Origin of the sequence: Vibrio mexicanus (assembly GCF_001012815.1) — a bacterium.
GTDB classification, from domain to species: domain Bacteria; phylum Pseudomonadota; class Gammaproteobacteria; order Enterobacterales; family Vibrionaceae; genus Vibrio; species Vibrio mexicanus.
In genome coordinates this window covers 77830-90287 of record NZ_JYJP01000116.1, presented here as the reverse complement: position 1 = coordinate 90287, position 12458 = coordinate 77830, and the positions used below count along the sequence as shown (strand labels likewise).

General features: G+C 46.6%; 7 protein-coding genes and 3 pseudogenes. 6 read left to right on the top strand and 4 right to left on the bottom strand.

Annotation, left to right across the window (positions count from 1 at the left end; all coding sequences use genetic code 11):
• Nucleotides 1-258 precede the first annotated feature (258 nt).
• The gene (gene priA / locus UA76_RS18395; protein ID WP_047049211.1) at nucleotides 259-2460 is read right to left on the bottom strand and encodes a primosomal protein N'; all 2202 of its coding nucleotides are present in this window, start codon (nucleotides 2458-2460) and stop codon (nucleotides 259-261) included.
• 331 nt (nucleotides 2461-2791) lie between these two features.
• Here priA and rpmE point away from each other — a divergent pair, with 331 nt between their 5' ends.
• Nucleotides 2792-3013 carry a 50S ribosomal protein L31 gene (gene rpmE, locus UA76_RS18390; protein ID WP_047049208.1) on the top strand — a complete coding sequence of 74 codons (222 nt, stop codon included), beginning with the start codon at nucleotides 2792-2794 and terminating at the stop codon, nucleotides 3011-3013.
• 290 nt (nucleotides 3014-3303) lie between these two features.
• A pseudogene (locus tag UA76_RS18385) lies at nucleotides 3304-4595 on the top strand (malic enzyme-like NAD(P)-binding protein).
• 81 nt (nucleotides 4596-4676) lie between these two features.
• On the opposite strand, the gene metJ reads toward UA76_RS18385, so the two are convergent.
• Complete coding sequence (gene metJ, locus UA76_RS18380) at nucleotides 4677-4997, bottom strand: met regulon transcriptional regulator MetJ (RefSeq protein WP_004415993.1); 321 nt, start codon at nucleotides 4995-4997, stop codon at nucleotides 4677-4679.
• 220 nt (nucleotides 4998-5217) lie between these two features.
• On the opposite strand from metJ, the gene UA76_RS18375 reads away from it, so the two are divergent.
• The 3 genes and pseudogenes from UA76_RS18375 to metF all read left to right on the top strand — a co-directional run bounded on the left by UA76_RS18375 (nucleotide 5218) and on the right by metF (nucleotide 9947).
• Complete coding sequence (locus UA76_RS18375) at nucleotides 5218-6390, top strand: O-succinylhomoserine (thiol)-lyase (protein ID WP_047049201.1); 1173 nt, start codon at nucleotides 5218-5220, stop codon at nucleotides 6388-6390.
• Nucleotides 6390-8800 (top strand): annotated as a pseudogene (locus tag UA76_RS18370) (bifunctional aspartate kinase/homoserine dehydrogenase II). The gene UA76_RS18375 and the pseudogene UA76_RS18370 overlap by 1 nt, the downstream one beginning before the upstream one ends.
• Nucleotides 8801-9053: 253 nt before the next feature.
• Nucleotides 9054-9947 carry a methylenetetrahydrofolate reductase gene (metF, locus tag UA76_RS18365; protein WP_047049198.1) on the top strand — a complete coding sequence of 298 codons (894 nt, stop codon included), beginning with the start codon at nucleotides 9054-9056 and terminating at the stop codon, nucleotides 9945-9947.
• Between the two features lie 148 nt (nucleotides 9948-10095).
• On the opposite strand, the gene zapB is transcribed toward metF, so the two are convergent.
• Nucleotides 10096-10338 carry a cell division protein ZapB gene (zapB, locus tag UA76_RS18360; protein WP_047049195.1) on the bottom strand — a complete coding sequence of 81 codons (243 nt, stop codon included), beginning with the start codon at nucleotides 10336-10338 and terminating at the stop codon, nucleotides 10096-10098.
• Between the two features lie 319 nt (nucleotides 10339-10657).
• Here zapB and glpX point away from each other — a divergent pair.
• A pseudogene (glpX, locus tag UA76_RS18355) lies at nucleotides 10658-11664 on the top strand (class II fructose-bisphosphatase).
• Between the two features lie 72 nt (nucleotides 11665-11736).
• Here the strand turns inward: glpX and UA76_RS18350 are convergent.
• On the bottom strand, nucleotides 11737-12300 hold the full coding sequence (locus tag UA76_RS18350) for a VC2662 family protein (protein WP_047049193.1): 564 nt from the start codon (nucleotides 12298-12300) through the stop codon (nucleotides 11737-11739).
• Nucleotides 12301-12458 lie beyond the last annotated feature (158 nt).

Below are 12458 nucleotides of genomic sequence, written 5' to 3'. Positions count from 1 at the left end.
TATCACTATGTGAACGCCTCTCTTTCGGAGGTGGGTTAAAGACAAGCTGAAACTTGTTCTAGTCATTTTTCACTCGACAAACGTGAGCAAAGTCTAGTGTATTCATTTCAGAGGATAAAGTTACGGGGAGATTAACAAAAATTGCACAACATTTGTGATTTCAATCACAATAAAACAGATTTAATTATCTCTTCAAATTAACATAACTATCAGAATGATAGAGAAATGCCAATCGTTTGCGTTTGGATAAAATTTACACTAACTAAGATCTTGCGGTTCGATATCCATGGACCAACGTACTTTCTTAGCACTCGGCAGAAGATGAATCGCGGGCTTGGCGCTGTAGAGTATTTTTTGCATCAGCGGGCGAGATTGCGTTTGGAGCAGTAATTGCCAACGGGACTTACCCGCTCGCTTGGCAAGCGGGGCCGGCGTTGGGCCCAGTACCATGCAGTAATCATCAAATAGCGGGTGCGCTTCCAAGGTATGGCGTACCTGACGCAAAAAGTCCTCCACCAACTTAGAATCGTTCGCTTCGGCGCGAATCATGGTCAGATACGAAAACGGAGGTAGCATCGCCATTTTTCGCTCTTCTAACGCGGTTTGAGCAAAGTCCCCATAGCCTTTGGTCAGCAGAGCTTGTAATAAGCTGTGTTCTGGGTGGTGCGTCTGCAGAATCACTTCGCCTGGCTTGCTGGCACGACCCGCCCTACCCGCCACCTGGATAAACAGCTGAGCCAAACGCTCTGAAGCGCGAAAATCACTACTATATAAAGAACCATCCACATCAAGTAATCCGACTAATGTTACGTCTGGGAAATGATGCCCTTTAGCCAGCATTTGTGTCCCAATCAGTATTTGGTAATCACCTTTGCGAATCGATTCTAGTGCAGACTCTAGGCTGCCTTTACGGCGAGTGCTGTCACGATCGATGCGGATCGTCTTATATTGTGGGAACAATTTGCCAAGTTGGTCTTCAAGCTGCTCTGTTCCCACTCCGACAGTCACTAGATGAGTCGAGCCACAACTTTGACATTGGTGAATCACTGGCCGCTGGGAGCCACAATGATGACAACGGATCTCATTGCTATTTTGATGATAGGTATAGTAAGCGTCGCAACGCTGACAGTCTGCAATCCAACCACATTCATGACACATCAAAGCGGGTGAAAAACCACGACGATTCAGAAACAGCATCACCTGATTTCCGGCATCAAGGTGGCGGCGCATTTCTGCAATCAAAGGGGCCGATAGTCCACTTTCTAAATAAAGGCCTTTTACATCCAGCACTTTATTCGTTGTTGGTGTACCTGCGCCCGCTCGATGGGTCAATGTTAAATGGTGATATTTACCCGTTTGCGCATTGTGCAGTGTTTCCAGCGCGGGAGTCGCAGTACCGAGCACAATCGGTATCTGCTCTTTATTAGCACGCATAATCGCAACATCGCGAGCGTGGTAACGCAGGCTATCTTGCTGCTTATAAGAGGCATCGTGCTCTTCATCGACAATAATAATGCCAAGATCAGCAAACGGCGTTAGCAGCGCAGAGCGAGTACCAATCACGATGCCAGCCACTTTATCGCGCGCAGAAAGCCAAGCGTTAAGGCGCTCAGTGTCATTTAAACCCGAGTGAATCACTTCTACAGGCACATCAAAACGCTTTTTAAATCGATTGATGGTTTGCGGGGTTAGGCCAATCTCTGGCACCAGCACTAAGGCTTGCCTGCCTTTTTCAAGCACAGGTTTGATCATGTTCAAGTACACTTCTGTCTTACCGGAACCTGTCACCCCTTCTAACAAATAGCAGCCAAACTCTGGATTGCTGTTTACCGTCGCAATCGCAATCGCCTGCTCTTCATTGAGCTTGGGCTTTTCAACCTTAGCTTCAACATCGCGAGACCAAGGCTTGAATATGGGCTTGGTCTCTTTCGATTCGACCCAACCTTTCTCTTGAAGGGCTTTGAGTGTAGTTGAACTCACATCCGCATCAAGTAAAGCTTGGTGCGAAAGAGGCCCATGCTCCAACAGCTTAACCACTTGCCCTTGCTTAACTGCACGCCCAAAGCCAACCATGAGTTGATCTTTGCCCGTGGGAGTAAGTTGCCATTCAACAATTGAGGTGAAATCAGCGACCTTACCTTTACGCAAAGCGCTAGGCAGTGCATTACATAAAGTATCGCCCAAAGGGTATTGATAGAAACGACTACACCATTGTAAAAGCTCATATAAAGATTGGGGCCAGACGGGTGCGGTGTCGAGAAGCTGCTTGATCGGTTTTAGCTTATCTAATGAGAATTCCGATTCGCTCACAAGCTCGGTCACAATGCCCACCAGCGTCTGCCTGCCAAAAGGGACAGAAACGCGCACCCCAATAACTGGAAACAGATGAGAAGGGATCAAGTAGTCGAACTGCTTATCCAAAGGAACAGGCAAAGCAACACGAGCGATAGTTGGACGCATAAAAATCAGCAGCTATAGAACAATGAGATACCGTTAGTTTAAAGGGCTTTGGATAGGCGGTCTATGAGAGTCTTCGAATCCCGTTCAAAGATGAGAAGGAATTAAAACACCTCATCCAAGGTCTATTTAGAAGTGTAATGCGAATAATTGGTGAAAAAGTTAGCAAACTGGTTGATCACGGCCAATGGATTCATTACTATACTGCGCCTTAGCGTTATGGCTCACTTCATCTTTGGATGTCGTAGCGGTACGCAATAAGTAAATTTTATTAACTACGTGTGGTGTCCGGCATAGAATCGGATGGCGACACGGCCCAATTTGAGGTTATCCCATGAAAGCTGGTATCCACCCAGAATACAAAGCTGTAAAAGCAACTTGTTCTTGCGGCAACACTTTTGAGTTCAACTCAACTCTAGCAAAAGAATCTATCCACCTAGACGTATGTGACCAATGTCACCCGTTCTACACTGGTAAGCAACGTATCGTTGATACTGGCGGCCGTGTTGATCGCTTCAACAAGCGTTTCGGTGCTCTATCAAGCGGTAAGAAGTAATTCTTTCTATCGTTATGATTTAAAAAAGGACGCTACGGCGTCCTTTTTTGTTGCCTAAATACCTAGTGATACATCGTTTCAAACGCATTAAGTGTTGAATTTCATATCCTTACAAGTCATTTATTTTTACTCACTACAAAAAGTTAGCGCGTTCACACACCTCTGGTCTTATCAGTAGCGAATTGCGGCATTTTGATGATTTCCCTCGCATTATCATCTAGGCAGGCTGAGCGGCTTCAATTAAACTAGAATTTCCTCTTCCCATTATAACTTTTTTGAGTATCGCCCCTATGCCTGATGACAATCGCCAAGACGTTAATTCCCAAGAACTTTCTGCTGAAGAACAATTTCGCCAACAAGCACTGGATTACCATGCTTACCCAACCCCAGGAAAAATTGCGGTTGAAGTAACAAAGCCTGCTAATTCTGCAGAAGATCTGGCGCTCGCATACAGCCTGGTGTTGCAGAGCCAGTCCGTGAAATTGCGCAGAATGTGGATAACGTCTACAAGTACACGTCAAAAGGCAATACGGTCGCGGTTATATCTAACGGTACTGCGATTCTTGGTTTAGGTAACCTTGGCCCTATCGCATCGAAACCCGTCATGGAAGGTAAAGCGCTACTATTTAAACGCTTTGCAGGTCTAGACTCGATTGATATCGAAGTGAAGCACCGCACCATCGATGAGTTCGTGGATACGGTTGCCAACATCGCAGACACCTTTGGTGGCATCAACTTAGAAGACATCAAAGCACCAGACTGTTTTGAAATTGAAAGTCGCCTAATCGAGCGTTGTGACGTTCCAGTTTTCCATGATGATCAGCACGGTACTGCGATTGTTACCGCTGCAGGTATGCTTAATGCGATCGAACTTCAAGGTAAAAAGTTAGAAGACGCCACCATTGTCTGTCTGGGTGCAGGCGCAGCGGCTGTGGCGTGTATGGAGCTATTGATTAAGTGTGGCGCAATGCGTGAGCGTATCTACATGCTTGACCGTAAAGGCGTGATTCATACTCGTCGTGACGATCTGAACGAATACAAACAGCTATTTGCGAACAACACCGACAAGCGCACACTTGAAGATGTTATCGCTGGTGCAGACCTATTCCTTGGCGTATCAGGCCCTAACCTACTGCCAGCGGAAGCACTTGAACTAATGGCAGAAAAGCCAATTGTGTTTGCTTGTTCAAACCCAGATCCAGAAATCAAGCCAGAGCTGGCTCATGAAGTTCGTGACGATCTGATTATGGGAACGGGTCGCAGTGACTACCCTAACCAAGTAAACAACGTACTGTGTTTCCCATTCATTTTCCGTGGAGCGCTAGATGTTCGTGCAAGCGAAATCAATGACGAGATGAAGTTAGCGGCTGTTGAAGCCATTCGCCAGTTAGCAAAAGAAGACGTACCAGCAGAAGTACTTAAAGCGGCGGGTGAAACGCATCTTGAATTTGGTAAGGGCTACATCATACCTAAGCCAATGGATCCACGCTTGCTTCCTCGCGTTGCAAAGGCAGTAGCACAGGCTGCGGTAGATTCAGGTGTTGCTCGAATTGAAATGCCAGAAGGCTACATGGAAGGTTAAACCTTTTTCGTAGCAAACCGCGCACAAACTAAAACGCTTACGATATCTCGTAAGCCGTTTTTAATTAGGTGCTATTTTTACTTACTCTTCATCAAACGCTTCAAACTCAATACCCATCTCAGTCATCAGCTTTTTCACTTCAGCTGGAATATCGTCTGGACGGTCTTTACGCAGATCTTCATCTGTTGGTAATGGCTGGCCGGTATAAGCATGTAGGAAAGCTTCGCACAGCAGTTCACTGTTCGTTGCGTGGCGCAGGTTATTAATTTGGCGACGAGTACGCTCATCCGTTAACACCTTAAGTACTTTAAGTGGAATCGATACCGTGATCTTTTTCACTTGCTCACTTTTCTTACCGTGTTCAGCGTACGGGCTAATATATTCGCCATTCCAGTCTGCCATTGCGCACCTTCGTTCAATTTTATCGTTATTAAAAATAGAGAGTGTGAATTTTAGCGGCATTTAAGGCTACAAGCAAAGACATATAGACGTCTAGAAGTGTTGACGTCTCAAAATTCGACAGTTAAAGTAGTGTTAATAGAAAAGGAATTTCTATCTCTAGTGAACATTAGATATAGCCTATTCCCCCTAACAAGTCACTACTGTTTGAAAGGAAACACCTATGAGCACACGCAAGCCAGCCACTATAGCCGTACGTACTGGTATCGAATCAGACACCCAACACCACGCGGTTGTGCCACCTATCTACCTTTCTACAAATTACGGGTTTCCTGCGTTTGGGGAAGTCCCAACATACGATTACACCCGCTCCGGCAACCCAAACCGTGGCTTGCTTGAAACTGCCCTTTTTGAACTAGAGTCTGGTAAAGGCGCCGTAGTGACCAACTGCGGAACTTCTGCCCTCAACTTATGGGTATCTGCTTTCCTAGGCCCAGATGACCTGATCGTTGCACCGCATGACTGCTATGGTGGCACATACCGCCTTTTCAATACCCGCTCAAACAAAGGCGATTTCAAAGTCCAGTTTGTTGACCAATCTAATGACCAAGAGCTCGAAGCTGCAATCGCAAAAAAACCAAAACTGATCTTGATTGAAACACCGTCAAACCCGCTGGTTCGCGTGGTCGATATTGAAAAAGTCTGCCAACTGGCAAAAAACGTTGGTGCACTGATTGCCGTGGATAACACCTTTTTGACTCCTGTGTTCCAAAAGCCTTTAGAGCTCGGTGCAGACTTTGTAATCCACTCAACAACCAAGTTCATCAACGGTCACTCTGATGTGATTGGTGGTGTAGTGATCACCAAAACCGAAGAACATGCGGAAGAGCTCGCTTGGTGGGGCAACTGTATTGGCGCGACCGGTACGCCATTTGATAGCTACATGACGCTACGTGGAATTCGTACTCTAGGTGCGCGCATGCGTGTACACGAAGAAAGCTCAGCAGAAATTCTCAGCTACCTACAAACTGAAGAGTTAGTAGGCACCATCTACCATCCAAGTCTTCCTCAGCACCCAGGCCACGAGATTGCCAAGAAACAGCAATCGGGCTTTGGTTCCATGCTGAGTTTTGAATTCGCAGGCAGCTTTGAAGATCTCAAATACTTCGTTGGTAAGCTAGAGCTGTTTTCACTTGCAGAATCCCTAGGTGGCGTTGAGAGCTTAATCTGCCACCCAGCCTCAATGACACACCGAGCGATGGGTGAAGAAGCCTTAGAAGAAGCTGGCGTGTCTCAAAACCTACTTCGCCTCTCTGTTGGCTTGGAAGATGCCACCGATCTGATTGACGACCTTAGACAAGCATTTGAACAAACGCGCACGCAAGGAGCTCGTTAATGACCGCTTCTCGTCAACTACACAAGTTTGGTGGCAGTAGCTTAGCCAATCCAGAATGCTACCGCCGTGTGGCCAATATCTTAAAAGAGTATTCCGACAGCGAAGATCTTATTGTGGTTTCTGCCGCTGGCAAAACCACCAATAAACTGATTGAGTTTATCGAAGCGTTAAGCAAAGACGGCCGCCTTGCACACGAAGCACTGCAAGAGCTAAAACGTTTTCAAATCGACCTGATTGAGAATCTGCTGACGTCCCAGCTCAAGCAGGAACTCGAATCCCAGCTTATCGATGAATTCAGTACGCTTGGTGAACTGGTGGCTCCGCTCTCTGAAGCAGAAAAAGCGTCTGTGCTAGGTCACGGTGAAGTTTGGTCTTCAAGGCTGCTTGCCGCTTTGCTCAATGAGCAAGACTTAGCTGCCGTTGCACAAGATGCGCGCGCTTTTTGAGAGCAGAAGCTGGCACTCAACCAGAAGTTGACCGAGGTAACTCTTACCCGCTACTGAAAGAAGTGTTGGCTCAACATGCGCACCATCGAGTGGTGATTACCGGCTTCATGGCGCAAAACGAGCAAGGGCAAACCGTGCTGCTTGGACGCAATGGTTCAGACTATTCAGCAACCGTCATTGGCGCACTGGCTGAAGTCTCTCGTGTGACCATTTGGAGTGACGTTGCGGGTGTTTACAGCGCAGACCCTCGCTTAGTCTCTGATGCTTGCTTGCTACCACTACTGCGCTTAGATGAAGCCAGTGAGCTAGCTCGTCTTGCCGCACCTGTTTTACATAGCCGTACACTGCAGCCTGTAGCTCAAAGCACCATGGACTTACACCTACGTTGCAGCTACCAGCCAGAGTCAGGCTCAACTCGAATTGAACGTGTATTGGCTTCCGGTCGCGGCGCGAAGATCATCACTTCTCTTGATGAAGTGCTGCTGATTCAACTCACTTTCGGCCATGGTCACGACTTCGAACGTGTAGAGAAAGAGCTGCTCAATAGCCTCAAACGCGCTCAGTTAGAGCCACTTGCTTTTGAGGCTCAACCAGACCAATTCCGCATTCGCCTAGCCTATACCGCTGAGATTGCTGGCGGTGCATTAAGTCACTTGCAAGACGCAGCGATAGAAGCAGAAATCAAACTCAAAGAGGGCTACTCTCTGGTTGCGGCGGTAGGTGCTGGCGTGATTAAGAATGCTAACCACTGTTATGGCTTTTATCAGCAGTTGAAGTCATCACCTGTCGAGTTTATTTCAGAGTCTCAATCGGGCTTAAGCTTAGTTGCGGTTCTGCGAACGACACAAACCGATCAATTAGTGAAACAAGTGCATAGCCAACTGTTTCAGGCTCAGAAACGCGTCGCGGTTGCGCTTTGTGGCAAAGGCAATATCGGTTCAAGCTGGCTGAGCCTTTTTGCCGAGCAGAAAGTGGAGCTAGAAAAACGCCGTGGTATGAGCTTTGACTTGGTTGCTGTTGTGGATAGTCAAACCTACTGGTTCGATCCAAAAGGTATTGATGCAGCAACAGTAAGTGCCCACTTCGACGAAGAAGCCATTGCCAACGATGGTAAAACGTGGATAGAACAGTTAGGTAACCTACAAGGCTACGACGATGCTATCGTCTTGGATGTGACCGCCAGTAAAGTGCTGGCAGAGCAGTACCTAGAGATTGCTGAGCAAGGTTTGCATCTAATTTCGGCTAACAAAGTCGCAGGCTCAGCGGCAAGTGAGTACTACCATGCCGTTCAAGATGCGTTCGCTAAAATCAATCGTCATTGGCTATACAACGCCACGGTTGGTGCGGGTCTACCCATCAACCACACCGTTCGCGATCTACGTGAAAGTGGTGATGAAATTGTCGCGCTATCTGGAATCTTCTCAGGTACTTTGTCTTGGCTATTCCAACAATATGATGGCAGTGTCCCATTCGCGGAGCTTGTCGACCTAGCTTGGCAGCAAGGTCTAACCGAACCCGATCCTCGTGCCGATCTGGATGGTTCTGATGTCATGCGTAAGCTCGTCATTCTTGCTCGCGAGTCAGGTTTAGAAATCGAACCAGAAAACGTCAAAGTGGAATCTTTAGTTCCTGCTGAACTGGCCGATTTATCACTGGATGACTTTTTGGACAAAGGCCAGCTTCTGAGCGATCAGTTGGCCGAAATTCTGAAAAAAGCACAACGCGAAGATAAAGTTCTCCGCTATGTCGCGCGTTTGGAAAAAGACGGCGTTGCTACCGTAGGTGTGGAGGCGCTCGCAAAAGAGCATGCTCTTGCCAACCTACTTCCGTGCGACAACATCTTTGCCATCGAAAGTAAATGGTACAGGGATAACCCGCTCGTGATTCGTGGCCCAGGTGCTGGCCGAGAAGTCACAGCTGGCGCTATCCAGTCAGACCTTAACTTACTTTCTAGCCTGCTGTAATCATCCCGATTTGAGCCACAAAACTCACTTATCTGAAGTGAGTTTTGCTGGCTTATCCCCTAGCGCTCCTTACCCTCACTTTCTAGTGCTGACTCTTCTTAGACTATTTTCATAGTCAACATGAGAAAAATTCATAATCACATTATTGACATTAAATCGTATTCATTACATTCTGTGGACATATAGACGTCTAAACGTCGAATTACGGAATTGATATTGAGCAGCTAGCCTTGCTAGTTGAAGGGAGAGTAAGATGGGTTATACACACGCAGGTCATATTGACGCTTTGAACCAAAATGTGGCTGAGCTTTCAGACAACATTAATGTGTCTTTTGAATTTTTTCCGCCAAGCAGCGAGAAAATGGAAGAGACACTTTGGAACTCTGTACACCGTCTTAAGACACTTCAACCTAAGTTTGTCTCTGTCACATATGGCGCTAACTCTGGTGAGCGTGATCGTACACACTCAATCATTAAAGAGATCAAAGACCAAACTGGTCTGATTGCCGCTCCACACTTAACGTGTATCGACGCCTCTCGTGAAGAACTTATCCAAATTGCCGACGATTACTGGAACAACGGCATCAAGAGTATTGTCGCACTGCGTGGTGACATCCCACCAGGCGGCGGTGCACCAGACATGTACGCTTCTGACCTTGTTGAGCTACTAAAAGCGCGTCACGACTTCGATATCTCTGTGGCTGCTTTTCCTGAAGTTCACCCAGAAGCGAAAAGTGCGCAAGCTGACCTTCTGAACCTAAAACGCAAAGTTGATGCGGGTGCAAACCGCGCCATTACCCAGTTCTTCTTTGATGTGGAAAGTTACCTACGATTCCGCGATCGCTGTGTGGCAGCGGGTATCGATGTAGAAATCGTTCCAGGTATCCTGCCAGTATCCAACTTCAAACAAGCCTCTCGCTTTGCTGCCCAAAATGCAGTGAAAGTACCAGGCTGGATGGCTAAACAGTTTGAAGGCTTAGATGACGATCCAACGACGCGTCAGTTGGTCGGTGCTAGTCAAGCCATCGACATGGTGCGAATCTTAAGCCGTGAAGGTGTAAAAGATTTCCACTTCTACACGCTTAACCGTGCAGAAATGACTTACGCACTTTGCCACACGTTGGGCGTGCGCCCTAATAACGGCTAGTCAGCTCCCCCTCTTCTGATGCAAAAATGTCTGAAATAAAAAATGCCAATGGTTTTCACCATTGGCATTTTCAATTCTTGGCTTTCTTAATCGACAAAGTGCTTAATTGAACACTTGTTAGAAAAGAATCACACGCGTCGTTTGAGGATTACTCAACTTCGTCCATTTTGCCCAGTAGGTTACGGATGCGCTCTTGCCATGCTGCGTGTTCTTGCTGCATTTGCTGCGCTTTTTGTTCAAGTTCTTCACGGCTAGCTTTTAGCTCATTGGCTTCGCTTGCTAGCTGCTCTTTCTCTTCTTTCAGCTCTTCTACTTCCATTTGCAGAAGGGCAATTGTGTCTACTGCGGTTTGAATTTTTGCTTCTAGTTGCTCTAATACTTCAAAAGACATGTCAGCCTACCTTGTTTGATCCATTCTAGGAATGCGCGTGCACCCACATATAACCCCATTCTACTCAGCACGCCTGCGAGAAACACCTGTTAAATTGCATAATTTACGTCGGATGGTCAAAAAAACGGCTTATATTGACATCACCATAACTTACCATGCGATTAAGCGCTGTTATGGGCTCAGTAAATGAATAATTCTCGGTGAATTGATCGAGTACAAGTTCACTCGCCGAAAAAAGCAAACGTTTCCTTTTTGATATGTTAAAATCGCGCCGAATCTATACCTTATATCCTCTTCCCTCTTTTTAATTGGAGTCATCATGAAACGCGATCTGGCAATGGCCTTTTCAAGAGTTACAGAAGGCGCAGCACTGGCTGGTTATAAATGGCTTGGCCGTGGCGATAAAATTGCAGCCGACGGCGCTGCAGTAGAAGTTATGCGCACCCTGCTAAACAAAACGGAAATTAGCGGTGAGATTGTGATTGGTGAAGGTGAAATCGACGATGCGCCAATGCTATACATTGGAGAAAATGTCGGTGTTGGTGGAGACGCTGTAGATATCGCTGTCGATCCAATTGAAGGGACTCGAATGACGGCTATGGGCCAATCTAATGCCCTTGCTGTACTAGCAGCCGGTGAGAAAGGCAGCTTCTTAAAAGCGCCCGATATGTACATGGAAAAATTGGTAGTGGGCCCTGGTGCAAAAGGATGCATCGATCTCAACAAACCAATCATGGAAAACCTACAAAATATCGCGAAAGCACTAGGCAAAAGCTTGGATACGCTCGTGGTAACCACACTTGCAAAACCTCGCCACGACGCAATAATTGCCGAAATGCAAAGCCACGGTGTGCGCGTATTCGCCGTGCCAGATGGCGACGTGGCTGCTTCTATCTTAACTTGTATGCCAGACAGCGAAGTTGACGTAATGTACTGCGTGGGTGGCGCACCAGAAGGTGTAGTATCTGCAGCAGTTATTCGCGCATTAGACGGTGACATGAATGGCCGTCTACTGCCGCGCCACGAAGTGAAAGGTGACAGTGAAGACAACCGTATTTACGGTGCAGAAGAGCTAAAACGTTGTGCTGAGATGGGTGTTGAAGCCAATGTCGTACTTCGTATGGAAGATATGGCGCGCAGTGATAACGTTGTATTCTCCGCAACGGGTATCACCAAAGGTGACCTTCTAGAAGGCATCTCGCGCAAGGTAATATCGCAACCACTGAAACGCTACTGATTCGCGGTCGCTGCCGCACAATTCGTCGCATCAAATCAACGCACTACCTAGAGCGCAAAGATCCTGAAGTACGCGACATCATTCTGTAGCTTCCAATTACGACAAACACAAAAAAGGGCTTCAATTGAAGCCCTTTCGTTTATTCAATCAAACTGCGCTGATTATTTTGCGAAGTTAATGATTGGGAAACACTTGAAGAAACCGTTGTCTGCACAGTTGATTAGACCAATCTGTACACCGTCGATCTCTTCAGTCATATTGAATACACCAAGCTGGAAGTTAGACTTCTTCGAGATACTTGCTAGGCCAACATCTGCCATTGTGTGGCCTTCAGAGTAGTTAACCGCACTCCAGTTTAGACCATTCACATCGTTAGTGATGTTCACTGCTGCCAAGTTAACACCAGTAGCTTTACCTTCCTGCCAGTTAAATAGCGCAAGGGATGCGCCTTTCATCTCTTCGTTAACTTTCGAACCACCAAGGAACAGACCAAAGTTAACACCCGTCGTACGATCTGTTTCTGACATACCTAGTAATGGGAAATCCACACCTTTGACTTCATCAACTTTACCGTGAAGAACCGACAAGCGTACACCACCAACTGACTCTTTCGCTGGTGCGTTAAATCCATCAAGTGTTGAGAACATTGCTGGCGAGCTCTCTGCGAATGCTGCAGAAGAGGTAAGTGCAGCGACCACTGCTGCTGTTGCTAGTGTTTTTTTCATGATGGTCTCCAAATAAGACTCTAATTGTTTATCGTTATACACATCATCATTATCATGTGAGTTTTTAATATAAGCAGCAAATAATAGACAATCAATTGAATAGACCGTTTTCTTTGCTAATTTCTTGTAAAAAAAACATCTAAACTACGTAAAAATAA